Raw genomic sequence first — 21,127 nt, forward strand, 5'->3', positions numbered from 1 at the left:
GCCCGACACGCTCCTGGCTGAGGTCTCCCGGCCGTCAGGCGCGCAGCAGGGTGACGGTGCGCCCGGAGGGCGTGGTCTGCTGCGAGAAGGTGGTGCGCTCGTGGACCGGGGCTGCCTGCGGGCGGGTGTCGAAGACGACGAGGGTGCCCGTGGACAGCTCCATGCGGTCCAGGTAGTCGTCCAACTGTGCCAGCCCCTCGGCGAGGGGGTCGGTGCGGCCCTGGCGCCACACCTTCAGCTCCAGAGCCTCGCGCTGCACCGCCCGCGAACCGTCGGCAGCGGTGTACGGCTGACGGATCAGCAGGTCGACGCGCCGCCGGCCGACCCCGTACTCACGGTCAATGAAGCCCGCCCCGTTCACGATGCGGTGCAGGTACGCCATCATCACCAGCTGCGCCGCCGCCTCCGGATAGGTCGAGCTGGTGGCCAGGATCTCCCCGTTCTCCCGCCAGAACTCGGCAAAGGAATGCAACAGCTTGTCCATGTCGATCCGGCCGTCCGCCAGCCGGAAGCTGCTCGGGGCGTCGACGACCTGGCTCTCCGTGTTGTTTCCCAGGACGCGGACGATGACTTCCTTGTAGATCGGGTTGGCCACCCGCACCGGCGTGTCCGGGGCGACAAGGCCCAGGTCGCGCACGTAGGCCAGGTCGTCGTCGTATGTGTCCGTCGGCAGCAGCAGCTCACCGGCGATCAACGGCTGGACGATCCGGCGCACCCGGTCCTCGCCCAGGCGCGCGGCCAGCGAGTCCAGATGCGTCGCCCGGGCCAGGATCAGCCGCTCCTTCGCCTCGTCCACATGCTCGGCCGTGACCGGCTCTGACAGCGGAACCCGCATCCGACTGGTGATCTCATAAGCCAGCGCGTTGACCAGCCAGGGCTGGCCCTGCGTGCACCAAAAGGCGCGCCGGACCGCGTCCAGGGTGAACTCCTGACCGGTCTCCGCGGTGTGCTGCCCGTACAGCTCGGCGACCTCGGCCTCGGTGAAGTCACCCAACCGCAGCGAAGCGACCTTGATGTTGAACGGACTCGACGTCCCCAGCCTGCCCGTATCCCCGCCCGAGGCCGCCTTGTAGTCACGCACGTCCCGCAGCCCGCACAACGCCACCGTGTGCGGGAACTGATCGCGTACGTCGGTATAGCCGTCCCGCAGCTGACGCAGCACACTGCGCAGGCTCTGCCCCTGCAGCGCGTCGATCTCGTCGAAGACCAGCACCAGCGGACGCGGACAGCTCCGCGCCCACTCCAACAGTCCCCGCTTGAGCCGGGCCCCGGGCGCGTCATCCGGCCACGGGCTCGGGGGAGCCAGCTCGTCCGGCAGCCCGGCCGCCTCGGCGGACTGCCGGATCGCGCTCAGCACCAGCAGCTCCGCCCGCTCGATGTCCTGATCCGCGGCCTCGGCCATCTCGCAGGAGAAACGCAGCGCCGCGTACCGGCCCGAGGCCGTCAGGTCCCGGGCCATCGCCGCCAGCGCCGTGGTCTTGCCGGTCTGCCGGGGTGCGTGCACCACGAAGTACTGGCCTTGGTCCACGATCTCGCGGGCCTGCGGCAGCCGTTCCTGGGCTGGCAGCATGTAGTGGCGCGTGGGGAGGCACGGCCCTGCCGTGTTGAAGTAGCGCACGGCACACACGCTATCCGACAGCACCGACATCCTTCAGGCGCGTGGGACGTCGGAGGCACCCCGGAGCCGTCGCGAATCCACGGCTTCCGTGTTCCGGGCTCGTCGACGCGGTCCGAGGCGTGGTGACACCACCCCCACGCGTGTGCGGGTGAGATCCGCGGTACGGATCAGAGCCGACGCCGGTCCGGCTCCTGCGGACGCGTCCACCGGCACCGACCGTGCGGAATCAGTGCCTCTTGCGCTGCTTCTTCGACCGTTTCCCGGCCTGCGGCCTGCCTCGCGAGGCTGTCTTCGCGTCCTTTGCTCGGCGGGTGGGCCTGGCGTGCGCCTCGGCCCGGAGGGCACGCAGAGCACGCCGCGCCGCCTCGGCCACCGTCGCGTTGTGATGACCGGAAAGCTCCTCGAGGACTGGCGGTGTGGCGTACGGATCGGCGACGGCCAGAGCCGCGACCAGGGCCTGGCCGCCTCCGGGCCACTCGGCCGCGGCCTCGTCGAAAGCGGCGTACAGCGCGGCGTTTCGTTCTGGCGGCTGCGCTCCCTCGCCGTCACCGTCATCCGCCGCGTCGGGACGGACGGCCATGCGGCGGGTGAGGGCGGCGGCCAGGCGGATCTCCTCGAACCGGTCGGCCAGGTACGTCGCGCGGGCGGCCTCGGGTACCCGAGTGGAGTCGGCCCGGTGGCCGAGAGCGCGCAGGGTGTGCGCGGCGTGTTCTCCCAGTACGGGGTCGTCGAGCAGGGTCTCCCAGGCCGGCACCGGGGCTGCCGCCGCGTCGAGCAGGCCGAGCAGGGCACGCCGACGGGCCGCGTCCGGCCCGGCGGGGGTGTCGGCGAGCGCGGCGAGGAGTTCGGACCAGCCGTCGGCGCCGCGACCGGACAGCCAGTCGCCGAGCGTCTTGCGGGCCGCACCTGACGGCCACCACTGGGCGGCGGCCACCAGCCGGCCCGCGTCCCAGGCCGCCCGTACCGCTTCCTCGGTCGGGAAGGTGTCGGGGTCGACGTCCGGCAGGTTCGCGGTGCCGAGGAGCAGGCCCTCGCGGAGCAGGGCGTGGCCGAGCGGGGTGAGGGTGAAGGTGTCGCCGGTGCGCTCGGTTACGCCGAGGCCGTGCGGGTGCCGAAGACCTCATCCATTGCCTGCGACCTGCAGATCCTCACGACCGGCCAGTGATCGTCGGATGGGTCGTGTCATGCTGGTGGACCGTGCTGTTGCAACTGCCCTACCTGGCCGTGTCGAGCGTGTTCGCCGTCATACGGCTGCTGCCGATGAGCGCTGTGAACAAGGACATCGAGATATTGACGCTGCGCCACCAGTTGGCTGTCCTGCAGCGGCAGATCGACAGGCCGCGCATCACGCAGGCGGACCGTGCCTTTCTGGCCGCGCTCCTCCAACGGCTCCCCAGGCCCACACTGCGGCAGCTGCATCTGATCGTCTCGCCGGATACGGTCCTGAGGTGGCACCGTGACCTCATGCGCCGTCGTCACGCTGACGCCTCCCGCCTCAAGCGGTCTGGCAGGCCGCCGACCCGCCGGAGTATCCGAGCCCTTGTCCTGCGCTTGGCCCGCGAGAGCAGCTCCTGGGAGTATCGGCGTATCCACGGCGAACTCGCCCTGCTCGGCATCAAGGTGGCACCGTCCACGGTATGGGAGATTCTTCGAGCGCACAGGATCGAGCCGGCGCCCGAACGTGACCGTCTGACCTGGGCCGTGTTCTTGCGCGGCCAGGCCCACGCGATCCTAGCCTGCGACTTCTTCACCGCCACCACCCTCAACGGTGCGACGCTATACGTCTTCGCCGTCATCGAGCACACCAGCCGCCGCATCCGTGTCCTCGGCGCGACCGCCCATCCCACTGCGGACTGGGTAACCGAGGCCGCAAGGAACGTGGTCATGGACCTCCAGGATGCTGGCGCCACCGTCCGACACCTGATCAGGGACCGCGACAGCAATTTCACCCGCACGTTCGATGCCGTCTTCGAAGCTGAGGGCATCGAGGTCGTCACCACCGGCATTCGCATGCCGCGCATGAACTCGATCATGGAGCGGTGGGTGCAGGTTTGCAGGCGAGAGGAGCAGTGCTCAGGACTTGTGGATCGGCCTTCGGGATGGGACGCGGAGGGCGTACCTTCCCGATTGATCCTGTGATGGTCACCGAGTAGGCCCGCGTTCGCAGCGCGGGTAGGGAAGGCACGCCCGGTGCGACGTGAAGTCACATCGCACGCAGAGTCCGCAGGGGAGGAGACGTGTCATGCGGACCTGACCAGTGACCGACGGTCAGTCCCCAGCCTCCGGTGCGTCGGGAGTAATCCCGGGGTGCTGAGCGGAGGCGGTCAAGCCCAAGGGCTCGCATTCGCAAGCTACAGGCGAAGGGGAAGTCCGGACGGGTGAGCGAAAGCGAACTCTCGTCGTCAGACTTACACCGCTCAATGGTCAGCACTCGGCGGTGGAATCCTCTGGGGCTGGGAAGCCCGGCGTGGCGGGTCCCCATCGGGAAGGGACCTGTTGGTCACCGCGGAGGACGGCGGAAAGGGAGCACCCCACCCGGGCGCAACTGCACGATGTGGAACACGGAAACCCCGTACGGGTCCGGCCTCGTCAGCCGGTAAGCCGAAGGCAACGGAGGCCGAACCCCCGTGCGGGAACAGGATGGTCCAAGAAGCGAACGCCACCAGGGCGAAAGCCCAGGGGAAGCGGCCGCCGACCAGGAGTCTCCACCTGGCGGCCCATAACCCGGTGGACACCAGCCTGTGGCTGGAGCCGAAAGGCGGCTGACGTGGACCAGGTAGGCCATGAAGAGACGATGAGCAAGCACTTGCACCGAGGCGCAAGTTGGACTGAAGGGAGGGCTGCGTTGACCGAACTGGCCATCGCCGAACCCCGGATGAACGGACCCGAGGGCGACGCCGAGTTCTGGCACAGCAATGGCTGGAGCCGGGAGGAGACGTCTGTAAGGCGGCTGCGTCAGAGGATTTTCAGGGCTGCCCGCGAGGGTGACATGAAGCAGGTGCGCAACCTGCAAAGGCTGATGCTGCGGTCCAGGGCCAACACGTTGACGAGTGTCAGGCGGGTCTGCCAGGTCAGCACCGGCAAGAAGACGGCGGGAATCGACGGGCAGAAGGCTCTAACCCCGCGGACCCGGGTTCCGCAGCTGATGTAGCGGGATAGTCCGTGAATTCGGGGGTTTACGTGCGGAAACGCGCCGTCGGCTGGTGTGACGGCGTGTATCTAGGGCTGGTGGTTCGTGCTGGTCAGCGGCTCGCGGGGGTGAGCTGGTAGATCCGTGGCGGTGGGTCGAGCTTGAGGGCGTGGAGGAGGTCGCGTTGCGGTTTGGTGATCTCGGTGCGCTGCTGGAAGGTGCCGGCGGGGCCGGTGAAGGTGCCGAGCTTGATGCGGTCGAGTTCGTGGCGCAGGTTCGGCCAGGTCTGCCCGGTGTGGGTTTCGGCGATGCGGGCCAGGAGCAGGGCGAGCCAGCAGAGCAGAACGTGAGCGCGTATGTGTTCCTCCTTGCGGTGGAACACCGGCCGCAGGTCGATGACCTGCTTCATGTCCCGCCAGCCGCGTTCCACGGCGTGGCGCTTCTTGTAATCCGCGGCGTCGAACTTCGGCGGCCGGCCACCGTGGGAACCGCGCTTCTTGCGGTTGTCGATCTGGTCGCGCTTCTCCGGGATCGTGCAGGGGACACCGCGCTTGCGCAGGTAGGCACGGTTCGCGCGGGAGCTGTACGCCTTGTCGGCCCGGACCTTGTCCGGCCGGGTACGCGGGCGGCCCGGCCCGAGCCTGGGCACCCGGATACGCTCCAGAACCACCTGGAACTGCGGGGAGTCGCCGCGCTGTCCGGCTGTGATGACCAGCGACATCGGCTTCTGGTTCTGCTCGACCGCCAGATGGAGCTTGGTGGTCAGCCCGCCCCGGGAGCGTCCGAGCCCGTGGTCGTCGGGCTCGGTGAACACGCCACCGGGCGGCTCGATCTGCAGATCCCCTTTTTGCGGGCACCAGCCGCATGCTGGTGGGCGCGGGCGACGGTCGAATCCACCGAGACGTCCCAGGCGATCAGTCCCTCGGCATCGGCACGCGCCTGGAGCTGCTCGAAGATGCGATGCCACGTGCCGTCCCGCTGCCAGCGCCGGAACAAGCCGTACACCGTCTCCCACGGACCGTACCGCTCGGGCACGTCCCGCCAGGGAGCGCAGGCGCGGGTACGCCAGCGTATGCCGTCTATCAACTGCCGCCTGGTGTGCACCGGCGGCCGTCCAGGCTTCCTCCCAACCGGCAGCAGCGGCTCCAGCTTCGCCCACTGCGCATTCGTCAGATCGTGCCTTGCCACGAAGCGGATCTTGACACATCAAGATCCACTTCTGAAACGCACCCTAGGAGCGTGTCCCGGTAATGTGCAATATCCCTCGGGTTCAACGTGGGCTTTCACCCTCGTTGCGGCAGGTCGGCCGTATCGACGGTGTCGGCGAGGCAGTGCGGGTCATGATGGTTCTTCGAGGTTCCTGAAGGACCGTCATGATCCATCTACAGATGTTGTGGCCGATGACCACGAACCACCTGGTCAGCCTCCACGCCCACGGACTGATCTTCACGACGAACCTGCGGGTTATTGCACAAACTGGGTAGAGAAGTACGGCCGCTACACCTTCCGCGCCTCCGGCTCGGCCGGCGGCGGACTTCGGCCCTTTCGAGACCCGGCGGAGGCTGCGGACGAGGACGATGAGGCGGGAGCGGACTGAGCGTCAGGAACCGCCCAGGGGGCTGGTCAGTGTGCAGACCCGGCCTCGGCCTGGGTCGCGAGGGCGCGGGTCTGGGCTGCGCCGTCCTGGTGGAACGGGTAGTCCGTGTAGCCGGCCTCCCCGCCGCCGTAGAACGTGGCCGGGTCGGCCGCGGTCAGTGGGAGGTTCTCGCGGTAGCGGCGGACTAGGTCCGGGTTGGCAATGAACGGCGTGCCGAAGGCGACCAGGTCGGCATCGCCGGCGTGCACCGCTGCCTGGGCGCGGGCGGGGTCGTAGCCGTTATTGGCGATGTACGTGCCGGCGAACCGCTCCCGCAGCGCGCGGTAGTCGAGGGAGACGGCCGTCGTCGCCATGCCACCCTCCAGGACGTGGGCGTAGGCCAGGCCATGTGCACTCAGCTGCCCGAGGAAGTACTCGAAGTGGCCCTGCGGGTCGGAGTCCGACATCGAGTTGAAGCCGTTCTCGGGGGTGAGGCGCACGCCCACCCGCTCGGCGGGCCACTGCTCGCACACGGCGTCGAGGACCTCGTTCAACAGGCGCATGCGGTTGGCCGCGCTGCCGCCGTACGCGTCCGTGCGGTGGTTGGTCTGGTCGCGCAGGAACTGGTCGATCAGGTAGCCGTTGCCGGTGTGGATCTCGATGCCGTCGAAGCCCGCCTGCTTCGCGAGCTCGGCGGCTCGGCGGAACTGGTCGACGATGCCCGGCAGTTCGCCGGTGTCGAGCGCGCGGGGCGTCACGAAGTCCTGCGGGCCGGTGTAGGTGACGGCCTGACCGGAGGGTGCGAGCGCCGAGGGGGCGACTGGCGCCTGCCCGTCCAGCAGGTCCGGGTGGGAGATACGGCCGCAGTGCTGCAGTTGGACGAAGATGCGTCCGCCCTCCGCGTGGACTGTGTCGGTCAGGCGCCGCCAGCTCGCCGCGTGGGCGTCGGTGTACAGGCCGGGTGTGAAGGGGTAGCCGACCGCCTGGGGGGAGACGGTGGTGGATTCCGCGATGATCAGGCCCGCGGTGGCGCGCTGCCGGTAGTGGTCGACCATCAGCGCAGGGACGCAGCCGTCGGCGTCGGCGCGGTTGCGGGTCATTGGCGCCATCACCATCCGGTTGGCGAGCGTGAGGCCGCCCAGGTCGAACGGCGCGAACAGGTCGAGGTGCATGCGGATCTCCAGCGGTGCGGGCGAACATTGTAGGACAGTCGTCCTAGGGCGCCGTCACGCTAGGCCGCTGGTCCCGGCGGTGTCAACAGCTTGACGATCTAGGACGGCTGACCTATGTTGTGGCTCTAGGTCAACTGTCCTACGCCGTTGGAAGGGGCTCACCGTGACTGCTGCGGCGACCCGCGAACAGATCGTCGCGGCGGCCGACCGGCTCTTCTACCACCACGGTTACGAGCACACCTCGTTCGCGGACATCGCCGGAGCCGTCGGCCTGTCGCGGGGCAACTTCTACTACCACTTCAAGTCCAAGGACGCGATCCTGGACGCGGTGATCGACGCCCGCCTGGCGAACACCCGCAGGATGTTGGAGCAGTGGGAGGCCGAGGCGCCGACCCCGGCGGGCCGGATCATGCGGTACGTCGAGATCGTGCTGACCAACCGCGCCGACATCCAGGACTACGGCTGCCCGGTGGGCACCTTGACCACGGAGCTGGCCAAGCTGGAGCACGCCATGCTCGGTCAGGCCGGCCGCCTGTTCACCCTGTTCCGCACCTGGCTGCGCGAGCAGTTCGCGCTGCTCGGACCGGCCGAACAGGCCGACGAGCTGGCGATGCATGTGCTCGCCTTCAGTCAGGGCGTCGCCGTCATGGCCAACGCCTTCCACGACGAGGCGTTCATCCAGCGCGAAGTCGACCGGATGCGTGACTGGTTGCACACCTACGAGAGATGAGAGAAAGCATGTTCGTGGTCCTGCTCCGGTTCTCCGACAACAAGGCCGCTGCCGCCCAGCACATGGCCGGCCACCAGGAGTGGATCAAGCGCGGCCTGGACGATGGAGTCTTCCTGCTGGTCGGCAGCATCCAGCCGGGCCTCGGGGGCGTGGTCCTCGCGCACAACATCTCGCCCGAGGAGCTGCACAAGCGCGTCGACGAGGACCCGTTCGTCGCCCAGGACGTCGTCACGGCGGAGATCATCGAGATCGCGCCGGGCATGGCGGACGAGCGGCTGAGCTTCCTGCTGTGACGACACCGTTCCTCGGACCCGACGGCGCACCGCGCTGCGCGTGGAGCGGCGCCGCCCCGGAGGTCCTCGCCTACCACGACACCGAGTGGGGCTTCCCCGTCGGTGACGACCAGCGCCTGTTCGAGAAGCTGAGCCTGGAGGGCTTCCAGTCCGGGCTCAGCTGGTGCACGATCCTGGCCAAACGCGAGAACTTCCGCTCCGCCTTCGCGGCCTTCGACATTCCGGCCGTCGCCCGATTCGACCAGCATGACGTCGAGCGCCTCCTGGTCGGCGCCAGCATCGTCCGGCACCGCGGCAAGATCGAGGTGGTGGTCAACAACGCCCGCCGGGCCGAGGACCTGATCGAGCGCGAGGGGTCGCTGGCGGCGTTCGTCTGGCGCTACGACCCCGACGCCGCCGACCTGACCGAGCCGCAGACCGCCTCGACCTCACCCGCCTCGGTCGCCCTGTCGAAGGACCTGAAGAAGCGCGGCTGGAAGTTCGCTGGGCCGACCACGGTGTTCGCATTCATGCAGGCCATGGGACTGATCAACGACCACGCCCGGGACTGCACGATCCGGCCCGAGGCCCAGCGCATCCGTGGCGGATTCGACCGCCCTGGCCAAGCCCTCGGGGGACTGGCCGGACCGGAGCTCGAACGGTAGCGGTCAGCCCTGCCCTTGCGGGAAGACTCATCCGTGCAGGTCATGCGGCGTGTTCGTATGCGTGCAGGATGCCGCCGAGCCGTTCGTGTCGGCGTATGTCGAGGCGGGTGATCTTCTCCGGATCGGTGATCGGTGCGGGCACCTCAGTGCAGTGGCCGGGTGTTGGCGATTTATCTGGACACTTTCATGATCTCCGGAAGTGATTTCACACGGTCGTGTGTCACTCGCTCGAGGCGATCCGCGTCCGACCGTATCCGCCGTTCACGACGGCGCGTTCAACTTGCCGGCGGCCAGTTCGGAGCGGATCAGCTCAAGCAGCCGTCCCATCCAGTTGCGGCCCTCCAGCCCGTGCTGGCCCCAGAACGTCGAGTCCATCTCGGTGTAGATCAGCCGCGATGTTCCCGTGCTCGTCAGCGCTTCGGCAAGGTCGGGGTGCTGGTTGAACTTCGCACGCAGTAGGTCCGCCATGATCGCCGTCCGGGCCTGGGGCCAGCCATCGCGCAGGGTGGAGCTCTCTGCAAGCTTCTGTGCGGCATAAGGGGTGTCAGCGCGGAGGATCTCATCCTGCCGATGCTCGTCGGCAACCGCCAGCGCCCAGTAAGCGTGCGTGACGGTCGGGTAGGTCAGAACGCCGACGGTAATGGGTGTGGGGAACTCGTTGCGCAGTACCAGTTTGCCTGGATCCTGCGGCCAGCCGCGGGGAAAGACCGTCTGGTTAATGAGGACGCTGGTCTCGACGGGTTTTGCCGGACCGTCCGCGGGGGCCTTGTCGGCGTAACGCTGGCGCTGCTGCTCCCGGTCGGTGAAGTAACGCAGAGCTGCGGCATGCATGTCCTCGGTGACAACTTCGTCTTCGCCGTGCCTTTCGAGGCGATGTCCGGGTCCTGTCACCAGCACCCGCAGCGGCCAGTCCTGGGAGTCCATGTCGCCGAGGGCGTAGATCCGCAGGTGTTCGGGGATGGCTTCGTAAGCTTCGCGAAGCGCCGCCCGATTGTCCTCAGTCGGCTGGCCGCGGAAGGTGTCCAGGGCAGCCAGGCAGCGTGCTGTGGAGTCCGGTCGGCCGTTGAGCTGGTCGATGTCGTCGCGGATCTCGCCAAGCAGCATCTCGGGAGTCAGCGACATGCGTGGCTCGGCGAACTTCCACGATGCGAGGTGATGGGCCGATGCTTGGGCGCCGTCGGCCAAGTCGGTGGCTACCCACCCGGATGCGAGCTTGCCGGCGAACTCCTCCAGAGTCACCAGATCCCAGCAGTCGACCATGCCGTCGGCGTAGATCAACAGGTCGGTGAGGAAGTACGTCCCCGCGTTGCGGATGAAGGCGTGCCGCCAGGTTCCCTCGATCTGCTCGCCATCCACGTTCCGCCATGTCCGCCGTCGTATCGCCATGGCCGACAGGGTAGTGGTTTCCGTGATCACGTGATCTGTCTGGCGACGCTATGCGGTTGGCTCGTCGCGGGGTTCGCCGAGGTCATCCAGGAGGCTGGTGATGCGGTCGGCGACGCGCTGGTGGCGTTCGATCTCACGGTCCCAGCCGCGGGTCTCGGCGTCGGCGATCAGTTGCCGTTCGACGCAGAGGCGTTCCCGCAGCCGGGGCGCGTACTGGGGTGTGGTGATGAATTTCGCGCAGCTCAGGTAGAGGTCGCACTCGCAGGGGCCTTCCTGGGGCAGGCGCAGGCAGCGGCCGAGTTCGAGTTCGGTCTTGTAGAAGCAATGCCGCGGAGTTAAGCCGTCCCGCATCACGTCAAGTTGATCAGCTTCCGGTCCAAGGCGACCATGAAGAACGGGACTTCTGCTACAGAGGTGAAGCCGACCAAGGTCTTCACTACTCCGAGCGGAGGTCCCGTTGCCCGACCAGTCTGCCACCACGACGGTGACTCGCAGCATCACCGTCGCCTCGGGCCTCTTCGCGCCCGGACATCTGGGGGAGCTCACGCAGCTTCTTCCCTTCGAACTGATCGACGACGTGCTGGAACACACCAGGGCGGTGCAGCGCAGGTTGCGCCTCATCCCCTCCCGCGTGGGGGTGTACTTCGTCCTGGCGATGTGCCTCTTCCCGGAAGCCGGATACCTGCGCGTCTGGAGCAGCCTGACTGCCGGGGTGCGTACCCTGGCCTCGAAGGTCCCTTCGGAGAAGGCACTTCGCGAGGTACGCCGCCGTCTGGGGACGGCTCCGTTCCAGGAGCTGTTCGAGACGGTGGCCGGCCCGCTCGCCCGCCCTTCGATGCCCGGAGTGAGTTACCGGCGATGGCGCACGGTCGCCTTCGACGGATGCAGCTCGCTGCAGGCTTCCGACACCGTCCGGGTCCGTGGGGTGCTGGGAAAGACCCGCCGCCACCGAGGTGTGGAGGGGTACCCGCACGTCCGACTGATGGCTCTGTGCGAGACCGGCACCCGCGGTCTACTCGGGGCCGTGTTCGGGCCGACGAGCACGGGTGAACCCGGATACGCCAGACGTCTGCTGCCACTGCTGGACGCAAGCATGCTGTTGCTCACCGACCGGAACTTCTCCGGCGACGAGTTCCTGAACGAGGCCGCCGACACCGGCGCCCAGCTCCTGGCACGGCTCACCTACCGCCGTCGTCCGGCTGTGATCTCCGTACTGCCGGACGGTTCCTACCTGACCCGACTGCGCGGCCGTACCTTCCGGATCATCGAGGCCGAGGTGACGGCGAACTGCGCCGACGGGAGCCGCGCCACGGACCGATACCGCCTGGCGACGACGCTCCTGGACCACCGGACCGATCCGGCCGACCGGCTGGTCGCGCTCTACCACGAGCGATGGGAGATCGAACTGTCCTTCCTTGCGCTCAAGGACACGCTGTTTGCCGGCCGGGTTCTGCGCTCGGGCGACCCGGTGGGCTTGCAGCAGGAGCTGTGGGCTCTGCTGGTCGTCTACCAGAGCCTTCGTCGTGCCATGGTGGACGCCGTCGAGTTCCGGCCGGGCACAGACCCAGACCGCGCCAGCTTCACCGTTGCCCTCCGCGCGGCGGCAGAACAGGTGATCACCGCGCGGGCGGTTCTCGAACCCGCCGACGGAAACGGCGGCATCGCGCAGGCCGTACTCGATGCTCTGCTGCCGCCGCGTCGGGCACGCACCAGCGCCCGGCTCGTAAAATGCCCGATCTCGCAGTACACCGTGGTCTCCCAGGAACGTCCCAGGAAGAGCCAGCTGATCACTTCCATGCACATTGCCGTCCACCGGCGTGACAAGACCGAGCCCGATGACCTGGGCTTCAGGGAGCGCACCCTCCGTCTCCTACGCACTGATCCAGGACGAGCGTGGCGCACTGTCGAGATCAGCAAGGCCCTCGGCATCACGGTGAGGGCGAAGTACCGCAGTCTGTGCACGCAGATCAACCAGTGGGCCGAGCAGACCATGCTGATCCGGGAAGGACGAGGGAGATACCGGATCGCCCCCGAATGGCTCGCCCCTGCTGACTGAAACTGATCAACTTGACGTGATGCGGGACGGCTTAACTCCGCGGCATTGCTTGTAGAAGTCGGTCTTGAGCAGTCCAACGCGTCCTGGTCGAGTTGCCCGGAGCGCAGGGTACCGGCGAGCGGCCCGGCGATGACCGCGCCGGGCTTGAGCACGGCCTGGTAGTCGGCCAGGACCGTGGGGTCGGAGATGTGCGTGTAGGTCATCGACATGCCGGGGCTCTTGTGGCCGAGGACCTTCATGATGGTCTGCATGCGGGCGCCTTTTTCGGCGAGTTGGGTGCCCAGGGTGTGCCGGAAACGATGCGGGTGGATCGCGGGTTTGCCCACTCCGTTGAGGATGCCCAGCTCCTGGCAGATGGCGCGGAGCGGGTTGGCGATGAGGTAGTCGGGGCCCGCGAGGCGGCCGTTGCGCAGGAACAGGTAGCGCACCGGCTGTCCGAGATCGGCATCGTGGATGCCTCGGTCGTGGTGGGTCTGCCGCAGCGTGACCAGCGTGCGGATCGCCTCGGCGGCTTCCTCATGGAGTGGGACGGTGCGTTCCTTGAGGGCCTTGCCTGCCGCGAGCCGCAGCCGCGGGGTGCCGTCCGGGTAGGCGTCGAGGCAGTCGAGGTGGAGCTCGCGGATCTCGGTGCGGCGGGCGCCGCTCCACCGGGCGACCAGCAGCGCGCACCGCTGCAACGGGCAGCCCAGTTGCCGGACGTGGTCCATGACGGGCCCGAGCTGGTCTTCGGGGATGAACCGGGGGACGCGCTCGACGACGCGGGGCATGTCGGCGTGCGTGATCAGGGGCGAGCCGGGACGTCGTCCCATTCCGCGACGGCGGCATGACGGAAGAACACGGCGACGGTCGAGATGATGCCGGCCCGGTAGGCCTGGCTGAGCGGCTGGTCGGGATGCTTGATCTTTCGCAGCCGGTGGACCGACTCCATGAACGCGACCAGGTCGGCGCGGCCCAGCTGATCGAGGCTGTCGACGTGCGGGCGCTCGGTGTCCAGCCAGAGGCCGAAGCGGCGCAGCCCGCCTCGGGTGCTGGACATGCTCTCCGGCCGCAGCACCAAGGCACGTTCGGCGAGGAAGCGTTCGAAGACGGCGTCGATTCGCGGTTTGGAGCACAGCCGCGGCGGCGGGGTCGTCTCCTCGCGCAGGGGCGGCCGGTCGGTGATGCCGGCGTGGAACAGCGCAAGGCCGGTGCGGAAGGCGTTGGTCGACCAGGCCAGCTTGAGAGTGGGGCAGTGGTCTGCGCCGACGACCTGGAGCAGGCCGGGGATGTGTTCGCAGTGGCGGATGGCGTGCCGCATCTCCTCGACGTCGTCACCGGTGAGCGTGTCCAGATCCGGGTCGCCGCGGTGCAGAGCCAGCCGGATCAGGCCCCAGGGAACCCCTGAATCCCTCATCGTCGCGGACGTGTCCGAGCGCCAGCAGGCTTCCGCCTCCTTGCGAGGCGTTAGCCTCGCCGTTTCACTTGAGTACGGCTGGCTTGGGGGCGGAAACGCGAAAGTGCCTTCCTGACCTGGGACGATGAACCTTGCTGAGGGGTTCTGTCGGTCCAGGCGGAGGGCACTTTCTACGTGCAGGGTATCGGGTTGCGTCCCAAGGTCCATGTCTGTGCCGATGGTTCGGGGGTGGTCGGGCATGCCGGGGCACGGTTGCTGGCGGATCTTGCCGATGCCACTGGTCTGACCGCCGCGTACTCTGCCGCTCTCAGGCCGCTTCGGCCGCGCGGGACCGGGCACGACCCGGGACGGGTCGCCACCGATCTCGCGGTGATGCTCGCCGACGGTGGTGAGGCGATCGCGGATCTGGCCGTGCTGCGGGACCAGGGCGAGGTGTTCGGCCCGGTCGCCTCCACACCCACGGCTTGGCGGTTGCTCGCCGACACCGACGAGGCTGCACTCGCTTCGCTGCGAGCGGCTCGCGCTTCAGCCCGGGAAGTCGCCTGGATGCAGGCCGCCGAGACCGGCGAGGGCATACCTGCCGCTCGGGCCGGCGGACAAGAACTTCCCGGCCTGGTCCTGGATCTCGACGCCACGCTGGTCACCTGCCACTCCGAGAAAGAGCAGGCTGCCCCGACCTACAAGGGCGGCTTTGGCTTCCATCCGCTGCTGTGTTTCCTCGCAAACACCGGCGAGGCCGTGTCGGGACGGCTGCGGCCCGGCAACTTTGGAGCCAACACTGCCGCCGATCACGTTGCGGTGCTCGACCAGGCGCTCACGCAGATCCCCGACGCTCACCGGCACGGCACCGACATCCTGGTCCGCACCGACAGTGCCGGATCCGCGAAAGCCTTCCTCACCCACGTCCGCGACCTGAGGAAACGAGGATTCCGTACCTTCTTCTCAGTCGGATACGCCATCACCGAGCCCGTCCGCCGCGCGATCCGCTCGGTGCCCGACCGCCTCTGGCGTCCCGCCCTGGACCAGGACGGGACGCTGCGTGATGGCGCAGAGGTTGCCGAGCTGACCGGGCTGGTTGATCTGGACGGCTACCCGGCCGGCACCCGCATCATCGTGCGCCGCGAGCGGCCGCACCCCGGAGCCCAGCTGTCCCTGTTCGATCAGGACGAGGGCCTGCGACATCAGGTGCTCCTCACCGACACCCCGTACTCCGGTGGTGGCTCCGCCCAGTTCCTGGAGGTCCGCCACCGCGGGCATGCCACCGTCGAGGACCACATCCGGTGCGGCAAGACCACCGGCTTCGGCCGCTTCCCCTCCCGCCACTTCGACGTCAACGCTGTCTGGCTCGAACTCAGCCTCACAGCGATCGACCTGCTGGCCTGGACGCGCGTCCTGCTTCTGGACGGGAAGCTGGCCACTGCCGAGCCGAAGAAGCTCCGCTACCGGCTGCTGCACGTCGCTGCCCGCCTCACCCGCGGCGGCCGACGCCTGCGCTTGCGGATATCGGCGACCTGGCCCTGGAGAAACGAACTGGTCGCGGCCTTCCACCGTCTCGCCGCACTGCCCCGCCCAGCCAGCTGACCGGAAACCACCCTGCCCACCCACGACCTGAAGGACTCCGGAGAACCCGACCACCGCGCCGGGATTCCGACATGTCCGAGCACCGAAATCGCTTCGGTCACCCGGCAGTTGACCCTCAGCGACGCCTCATCGCCCCAACCGAAACGGCGAGGCTAATGGTGGAGTCGGGTATTGCAACTGTCTGAATGCCTCTGGTTCGAGCGGTTTCCCCAGTGGGACCTGACCGCCCCGCAGTGAGCGTTCGACAATCTTGAAGTGCCAGGTCACAGGCCGTCCTGACGTTGGCGAAGGGCCTGTACTTCGCGCGCTGCAGCGTGATCGAATAGGGGATGACATCCTTCTGGAGCGGCAAACAGATACGCCTGCGCGGTATCGAGCCTGACGACTGGACCGCGTTCATGCGCTTCGCCGTGGACGAGGAGCGGACGGGAGACCTACTGAACCCACCGCGTTCCGCCGAGAGCTTCCGCGTCTGGGCGAAGGAACAGGCCGCCGCCAAGTCCAATGAAGACTGCTTCGGGTTGGCGATCGAAGCCGTCGACACGGGAGAAATAGTCGGTGCTGTCGGCTCACACCAGGCTGACCCGCGTGCGGGCTGGTTCGAGTACGGCATCACGATCGGCGCTGATCATCGGCGCAAGGGCTATGCGGCCGAGGCTGTGGTGATGCTGCTGCGTTTCATGTTCGCCGAGCGGCGCTATCACAAGTGCCAAGCGCGGATCTTCGCTCACAATGAGGCATCGCTGACACTTCACCGTCGGCTCGGTTTCGTCGAGGAGGGCCGCCTCCGCGATCACGTGTTTCTTGCTGGCCAGCACCACGATCTCATCATGATGGGCGTGCTCGCGGACGAGTTCGCCCAGCTGCACTCGATGAGCGAGCCCGATTGCTCCGCAGCAGGTCCAGGTGTCACGACGTGCTCGTCCGGTGGCTGATCTCGGCGGCGTAGGCGCCCCAGTCTCCGGCGGCGGCGCGCTGCCATTTGACGGCGACGGTGATGTCGATGCCGAGGGTGCGGGCGAGGACCGCGGCGGGAAGCTCGGTGGCGAGCTGGAACCGCGCGGCCGAGCGGGCCTCCGCGAGCCGGATGCCGAGCTTGCGGAGTCGTTCGCCCATGGCCCAGGCACTGATCGGGCGGCCGGGCTGGCCTCCGGGGAAGAGCCAGGGTGAGTCCGTGCGCCCGAGGACGGCATGGCTGCGACGAACCTCGACCTGTTGGAGGGCCAGTTCAGCAACGTGTTCGGGTAACTCGACCGGGACGGCGCCAAGGCGGATGCGGACCGCTCCGTCCGTCTCCTCGATGTGGTCGACGGTGAGCCGGGAGATCGCAGCGGGCCACTGGGCGTAGAGGAGCAACAGCAGGCCGGCGAGGCGGTCTTCGGGCTTGAGGGTGTCGTCGTGCAGCAGGCGTCGGGCGATGGTCCAGCGGGCTTCGTCGTCCATCGGCTGGGAGGGGCCGTTCCATCGCTCGGCTGGGAAGCTGAGATCGCGGGTGATCTCCTGAGCCAGGGCCCAGCGCACGACGTGGCCTGCCTCCTGGCGGAGACGGGCGTCGTCGCTGGCTATCCAGCGTTCGAGGTCGGCCTGTCGACAGGTGGCAAGGGTCAAGTTCTGGCCCTTGAGCCAGTCCAGGAGATAGACGCCTGCCCGCAGATGTTGTCGTGCGACCTGGAGCTGGTAGTACGTGGTCTCCTTGCCGCGGCTGCGGCGACGAAGCCTTCGCAGGAGGTGCCAAGTCGCGTACCGATGCAGGACTTTCCGTCCCTCGGCACTCGAATGGGAGGTGACGAGGTCTTTGACGTGCCCTTCCAGACGGACCATCTGCTCGTCCCGCTTGGGCAGGGCGCCGCTGGCGACAAGAACGCTGCGGATGTGTTCGACGACCTTGCCTTCCGGGAGTTCGTCCAGGGATTCGTGCGTCAAGGGCCGACGGCCGGAGCCGAGGTCGGACAGGACGGTGGAGACGATGCTGCCGGAGAGCCAGCGCAGCCCGGTGGCGGCTCGTTCGGTGCTGGCCAGAGCGTCGTGGAGGGCTTGCAGCTTCGGGGGTATGGAGCCCGAGCCGTTGGTGAGGAGTTCGTGGAGTCGTTGCTTGAGCGTGCAGCGAGGGCACGGACCGGAGGTTCGCAGTCGTTCTGCTTCACCGCAAGTGGGACACGGGCGCCAGCGCTCGGCGTCCGGTGCGGTGCAGGGTCCGCAGACGGGGGCTTCGGCGGTGCCGGAGTGGATGCCGCGGAGTCTCCCACAGGAGGTGCAGTGTGCTTGGCGTCTGTCGCAGCCGCCGCAGCGGGGCAGACCGGTCAGGCGGGAGTGGGTGCCGGGTGCGGTGCGACCACAGATCGAGCAGACCACGATGGGTAGGGGGCAACAGTTGGGGCAGAGAGGGCCGTCGGAGGTGCGGTTCTGTACTCGTCGGCGTTTGCCGCAGCCGATGCAGACCTCGACGTTCGTGGGGCCACTGTCACTGCTCGGCATCAACACGTCCGGCACTGCTGCGGAAGTCGGGCATGCCGAGGTGGACGGTGGTGTGCCGGGTGGCGAGGTCGCGTATGGCGGTGAGTTTCTGCTCGGCAGCGGCGAGGCTGGCCTCGATCGCGGCGACCTCGCCTTGCTATCCCTGTTCCTTGGCCTCCTGGAGCCGGTCGAGCAGGTTCGCGTGGATCTCCTTCAATCGAGGCATCTGCTCGGGATCGGGCCGCAGGACGGGACAGCGGATGCCCCGTTGACTGAACAAAGCCTGGAGATTGCCCAGTTCAGTGGGAGGGTGGAGTCATTGGGCACTACGTTCACCTGTTGTGATGAACGATGCTCCCCGACGAGATTTGGCAGCCCTGGTGGTCCCCCGGTTGGGTCGGCTGCTGGAGATTGGCGACCGGTACGAGCCCTACCGGCTGATCGATCCCGACGGAGCGGCCGTCGAGGCGATCGCCATCTACTTCCAGGAGTTGTGGGCAGCCGGGGAAAGCGCCATCAACGGTTCGCTCCTACGGGATGGATCTGTTGCGGTGGCGTGGACGTTCCCTGGGACAGCGTTCACCCGTGATCCGCATGAGGCCATGCACCGCTACGGTCGCAGAATGCTGTAGCCTCCAACGCATGATTCGTCCGTTTCTTCATGATTTGTCGCGTGATGATCCTTGGGTTGCCGGTATGGCTGAGAGTGCCGACCTCCTCAGCCGGGCGGTCTACCGGGTGATCACAACCGCGTCGCACGGCGAGTTTGCCTTCCCCAGCATCCGTGATGGTGTAGTCGCAGCCGGCGTCAGCACGGAGGAGGGAGCCGAGCCGTTTCTCATCGTCACTCCCCAGTTCGCAGAGGAGCAGGCAGGCTACGTGGGGCGAGGCATCCAGGATGCCGGAATTAGGTCGGCTCTTACCAAGCTCCGAGCCGCGTTCGATCAATTGCGTCTTCGTCCGCCGGAGGCGGGTTGGGACGAGCTGATGTCGTCGGTGAGGGTGCACGTCGAGCCTCCTCCGCGGGCGCACTGGGGGCTCGGAGACGCAGCGAATACGACGCTCAAATCTGGAACGTTTGGGGGCGCTGTCGTCCGTCCCGGCGGAGATACCGCTCTGCTTACCGCCGGGCACGTGACCAGCAGCTGGAATGATCCCCAGACGCAGCACGGTGACCAGGGAAAGACTGAGTTCGAGGAGGAACCGTTCAGCTGGCCCACAGACACCGTCTGCGCGGATGTCGCCGTCGTTTCCTTCGGCCAGGGATCGCCTACCAGTACGCAGGCAATCAATGGATATGACGTCGCCTACGCCGGTGACAGCGTGGATGTACATCTCCGCAGCGGAACCGTCACGGATAGCATCAATAGCTACCTGGATTACATCCGATACGAGGATCCGAACGGTAATCAATCCAATGCCTTCGTCGGCGCTTGCATGCGCCTCAGTCGAGCTGTGACAGTTGCAGGAGACTCCGGAGCAGCTGTCACCAGGTCAGGAAGCGACGTGCTCCTTGGTCACGTCGTTGGTGGGCTCAATGCGCCGACAGTTAGCTACACGCTCGTGCAGTCCATCATTTGGCAGTTGGCCGCAGTGCGCTGCAAGCTGGCCGACCTGCCTTGACGTACAGCCTTCGAGGAGAAGGGGCCGCAGCATTTCAATGATCGACGCCTCATTCGTTGTTTCGCTGGTTCTGGGCCTGACAATGATCGGCTTCGGCTGCTTCTTGTCGCACGGAGAATCAAAGGAGCACAACGCGCTCATCAATAGCCTGAAGCAGGTCGACTTCGGCGAGTTCGCCAGAGCTTTCGGCGAGTTGGGCGACGGAATGGGTAAGCTTGGCGGCGGAATGACCGAGATCGTCAAGCGTGTACCAGCTATCGAGCGAAGCGCGAGTCTGCTCAGCAGCGCGCTCAATGAACTAGCTTCGGCAGAACGTATCGCTGTCCTTTCAGCAGTGCAGACCCGCCTACAAGCTATCCAATCGAAGATTACTCAGCTTGTCGAACGCGTGGATCTCAACGCAGAGGACAGGGAGCAACTTCAAGCAGCAATCGCACAGATCGAACAATTGCAGAATCAAAGCGCTATTGGGCAAACCCCGGTGCCAGTTTCGGGTATGGATCGCACACCCGCGACGGCGACACCACAGTCGGAAGCCGTTCCGCCAGTGAGTCCTGCCGTAGCAGGTCAGCTGCTGAGTCAAATCGCCAAAGGCACTCTTGGCCAGATCCCAAAGCTCGACCGCGGAGCTCAGTACGCGTCGCTTGGGGTCATCCTGCTTGTCGTCGCAGTGGGCGTGGCCATGTTTGACTCGGCCGTTGGGTAATGAAGGGTGGCTACGCCGGGGAACGCGCCAATAAGCTGACCGAGTGTCCATGTGTCCGATGCCGCAGTCTTTCGATCCCGGGGTACCGGAAACCGTCCAGGTTGCGAACGGTGGGTGAGTGAAGGGGCTTTGCTGTCGACCTCAAGTCTCGCGTTTTGCTGCGGCCCTTAGTTCAGAGAAGCAGGCGTGTTCATGGACGCAGGGGGTGCCGAAGTCGCGTGCGCAGACGCCGAGGGCGACCTTTCGCAGCTCGAAGTGGGCGAGGAAGTCCTGCCATTCCTGCACGGTGCGTTCGCGGTACTCCTCACTGGGCCGCAGTGACCGGCGGCGGGCGATGAAGGACCGGTACTCACCCGTGGAAGTGCGCCCCGGGCAGACGCCCGCGCACTCCCAGCCGCTGACCCGTACACCACGACGAGGGACACGATCCGAGACATCTCGGGCAGGTAACTCGTCAAGCCAGGGTGGTCGTTGTTTGTGCGTGCGTCGGTAGTGTTATGGACATGCCCGATGTGTGGATCGGCTTCAACTCTCGTGATCGGCAGAGGTACTGGTGGCGGACCGGCATCCTGATGCTGGCGCTCGCTGGTGTGATGGTGGCGATGAGCTTGACCACGCATGAACCGGGAAAATGGTGGTGGGTCGGTGGTGTAGGCGTTTTCTCCGTGGTCGCGGTCTTCAGCACGATCATCTCGATCTATGGCCGGGTCCTCCTGACCGCGACGGGGTTGGAGTTCCGCACCCTCGTCAGCAGGCGAGTGGTTT

Annotated in this window: 21 protein-coding genes and 2 pseudogenes; 12 read left to right on the forward strand and 11 right to left on the reverse strand. The window is 67.0% G+C overall.

Translation table 11 applies throughout. The features are described from left to right. Positions 1 to 34 precede the first annotated feature (34 nt). Both AC3ETA_RS33240 and AC3ETA_RS33245 read right to left on the reverse strand, forming a co-directional pair. Positions 35 to 1,618 carry an ATP-binding protein gene (locus tag AC3ETA_RS33240; RefSeq protein WP_432196606.1) on the reverse strand — a complete coding sequence of 528 codons (1,584 nt, stop codon included), beginning with the start codon at positions 1,616 to 1,618 and terminating at the stop codon, positions 35 to 37. Positions 1,619 to 1,844: 226 nt separating this feature from the next. Continuing rightward, positions 1,845 to 2,552, reverse strand: coding sequence for a hypothetical protein (locus AC3ETA_RS33245; protein ID WP_432196607.1), 708 nt, complete (start codon positions 2,550 to 2,552; stop codon positions 1,845 to 1,847). A gap of 263 nt (positions 2,553 to 2,815) precedes the next feature. Between AC3ETA_RS33245 and AC3ETA_RS33250 the strand changes: the two genes are divergently transcribed. Together AC3ETA_RS33250 and AC3ETA_RS33255 are read left to right on the forward strand one after the other, a co-directional pair. Continuing rightward, positions 2,816 to 3,757 carry an integrase gene (locus tag AC3ETA_RS33250; RefSeq protein ID WP_432196608.1) on the forward strand — a complete coding sequence of 314 codons (942 nt, stop codon included), beginning with the start codon at positions 2,816 to 2,818 and terminating at the stop codon, positions 3,755 to 3,757. A 706-nt stretch (positions 3,758 to 4,463) separates the two neighbouring features. Then, positions 4,464 to 4,769, forward strand: a complete 306-nt coding sequence (locus AC3ETA_RS33255; protein ID WP_432196609.1) for a reverse transcriptase N-terminal domain-containing protein — start codon at positions 4,464 to 4,466, stop codon at positions 4,767 to 4,769. 91 nt (positions 4,770 to 4,860) lie between these two features. Here the strand turns inward: AC3ETA_RS33255 and AC3ETA_RS33260 are convergent, their stop codons facing one another. The 3 genes from AC3ETA_RS33260 to AC3ETA_RS33270 form a co-directional block, all read right to left on the reverse strand. After that, on the reverse strand, positions 4,861 to 5,562 hold the full coding sequence (locus AC3ETA_RS33260; RefSeq protein WP_432196610.1) for a transposase: 702 nt from the start codon (positions 5,560 to 5,562) through the stop codon (positions 4,861 to 4,863). After that, positions 5,511 to 5,936 carry an IS5 family transposase gene (locus tag AC3ETA_RS33265; RefSeq protein ID WP_432196611.1) on the reverse strand — a complete coding sequence of 142 codons (426 nt, stop codon included), beginning with the start codon at positions 5,934 to 5,936 and terminating at the stop codon, positions 5,511 to 5,513. Before AC3ETA_RS33265 ends, AC3ETA_RS33260 begins: the two co-directional genes overlap by 52 nt. 435 nt (positions 5,937 to 6,371) lie before the next feature. After that, positions 6,372 to 7,496 carry an alkene reductase gene (locus AC3ETA_RS33270; protein ID WP_432196612.1) on the reverse strand — a complete coding sequence of 375 codons (1,125 nt, stop codon included), beginning with the start codon at positions 7,494 to 7,496 and terminating at the stop codon, positions 6,372 to 6,374. 163 nt (positions 7,497 to 7,659) lie between these two features. Between AC3ETA_RS33270 and AC3ETA_RS33275 the strand changes: the two genes are divergently transcribed. Genes AC3ETA_RS33275 through AC3ETA_RS33285 form a run of 3 tightly spaced genes read left to right on the forward strand, consistent with a single transcriptional unit; the run spans position 7,660 to position 9,163 of the window. Next, entirely contained in the window at positions 7,660 to 8,226 is a 567-nt protein-coding gene (locus tag AC3ETA_RS33275) for a TetR/AcrR family transcriptional regulator (protein WP_432196613.1), read from the forward strand. Further along, entirely contained in the window at positions 8,223 to 8,519 is a 297-nt protein-coding gene (locus tag AC3ETA_RS33280) for a YciI family protein (RefSeq protein WP_432196614.1), read from the forward strand. The genes AC3ETA_RS33275 and AC3ETA_RS33280 overlap by 4 nt, the downstream gene beginning before the upstream one ends. Beyond that, complete coding sequence (locus AC3ETA_RS33285; RefSeq protein ID WP_432196615.1) at positions 8,516 to 9,163, forward strand: DNA-3-methyladenine glycosylase I; 648 nt, start codon at positions 8,516 to 8,518, stop codon at positions 9,161 to 9,163. The genes AC3ETA_RS33280 and AC3ETA_RS33285 overlap by 4 nt, the downstream gene beginning before the upstream one ends. A gap of 261 nt (positions 9,164 to 9,424) precedes the next feature. Here the strand turns inward: AC3ETA_RS33285 and AC3ETA_RS33290 are convergent, their stop codons facing one another. Both AC3ETA_RS33290 and AC3ETA_RS33295 read right to left on the reverse strand, forming a co-directional pair. Continuing rightward, entirely contained in the window at positions 9,425 to 10,549 is a 1,125-nt protein-coding gene (locus tag AC3ETA_RS33290) for an NADAR family protein (protein ID WP_432196616.1), read from the reverse strand. A 48-nt stretch (positions 10,550 to 10,597) separates the two neighbouring features. Further along, entirely contained in the window at positions 10,598 to 10,900 is a 303-nt protein-coding gene (locus tag AC3ETA_RS33295; RefSeq protein ID WP_432196617.1) for a hypothetical protein, read from the reverse strand. A 106-nt stretch (positions 10,901 to 11,006) separates the two neighbouring features. Here AC3ETA_RS33295 and AC3ETA_RS33300 point away from each other — a divergent pair, with 106 nt between their 5' ends. Further along, entirely contained in the window at positions 11,007 to 12,605 is a 1,599-nt protein-coding gene (locus AC3ETA_RS33300) for an IS4 family transposase (protein ID WP_316728600.1), read from the forward strand. A 242-nt stretch (positions 12,606 to 12,847) separates the two neighbouring features. On the opposite strand, the pseudogene AC3ETA_RS33305 reads toward AC3ETA_RS33300, so the two are convergent. Continuing rightward, a pseudogene (locus AC3ETA_RS33305) lies at positions 12,848 to 13,414 on the reverse strand (tyrosine-type recombinase/integrase); the annotation flags it as partial. Next, the gene (locus tag AC3ETA_RS33310) at positions 13,387 to 13,998 is read right to left on the reverse strand and encodes a hypothetical protein (protein WP_432196618.1); all 612 of its coding nucleotides are present in this window, start codon (positions 13,996 to 13,998) and stop codon (positions 13,387 to 13,389) included. The gene AC3ETA_RS33310 and the pseudogene AC3ETA_RS33305, both read right to left, overlap by 28 nt. A gap of 144 nt (positions 13,999 to 14,142) precedes the next feature. Here AC3ETA_RS33310 and AC3ETA_RS33315 point away from each other — a divergent pair, with 144 nt between their 5' ends. Both AC3ETA_RS33315 and AC3ETA_RS33320 read left to right on the forward strand, forming a co-directional pair. Continuing rightward, positions 14,143 to 15,579 (forward strand): IS1380 family transposase, encoded by a 1,437-nt coding sequence (locus AC3ETA_RS33315; protein WP_432196627.1) that lies wholly within the window; start codon positions 14,143 to 14,145, stop codon positions 15,577 to 15,579. A 329-nt stretch (positions 15,580 to 15,908) separates the two neighbouring features. Further along, positions 15,909 to 16,514, forward strand: a complete 606-nt coding sequence (locus AC3ETA_RS33320) for a GNAT family N-acetyltransferase (protein WP_432196619.1) — start codon at positions 15,909 to 15,911, stop codon at positions 16,512 to 16,514. Here the strand turns inward: AC3ETA_RS33320 and AC3ETA_RS33325 are convergent. Both AC3ETA_RS33325 and AC3ETA_RS33330 read right to left on the reverse strand, forming a co-directional pair. Next, on the reverse strand, positions 16,489 to 17,502 hold the full coding sequence (locus tag AC3ETA_RS33325) for a hypothetical protein (protein ID WP_432196620.1): 1,014 nt from the start codon (positions 17,500 to 17,502) through the stop codon (positions 16,489 to 16,491). The genes AC3ETA_RS33320 and AC3ETA_RS33325 overlap by 26 nt on opposite strands. A 688-nt stretch (positions 17,503 to 18,190) precedes the next feature. After that, positions 18,191 to 18,313 carry a hypothetical protein gene (locus AC3ETA_RS33330; RefSeq protein WP_432196621.1) on the reverse strand — a complete coding sequence of 41 codons (123 nt, stop codon included), beginning with the start codon at positions 18,311 to 18,313 and terminating at the stop codon, positions 18,191 to 18,193. 64 nt (positions 18,314 to 18,377) lie between these two features. Here AC3ETA_RS33330 and AC3ETA_RS33335 point away from each other — a divergent pair, with 64 nt between their 5' ends. The 4 genes and pseudogenes from AC3ETA_RS33335 to AC3ETA_RS33350 form a co-directional block, all read left to right on the forward strand. Continuing rightward, positions 18,378 to 18,665: a hypothetical protein gene (locus AC3ETA_RS33335; protein ID WP_432196622.1), complete on the forward strand. Its 288-nt coding sequence runs from the start codon at positions 18,378 to 18,380 to the stop codon at positions 18,663 to 18,665. A gap of 10 nt (positions 18,666 to 18,675) precedes the next feature. Beyond that, complete coding sequence (locus AC3ETA_RS33340) at positions 18,676 to 19,656, forward strand: chymotrypsin family serine protease (RefSeq protein WP_432196623.1); 981 nt, start codon at positions 18,676 to 18,678, stop codon at positions 19,654 to 19,656. Between the two features lie 37 nt (positions 19,657 to 19,693). Next, entirely contained in the window at positions 19,694 to 20,362 is a 669-nt protein-coding gene (locus AC3ETA_RS33345; protein WP_432196624.1) for a hypothetical protein, read from the forward strand. A gap of 503 nt (positions 20,363 to 20,865) precedes the next feature. Continuing rightward, positions 20,866 to 21,127: pseudogene (locus tag AC3ETA_RS33350) on the forward strand (hypothetical protein); the annotation flags it as partial.

This window comes from Streptomyces sp. bgisy027, assembly GCF_057710365.1.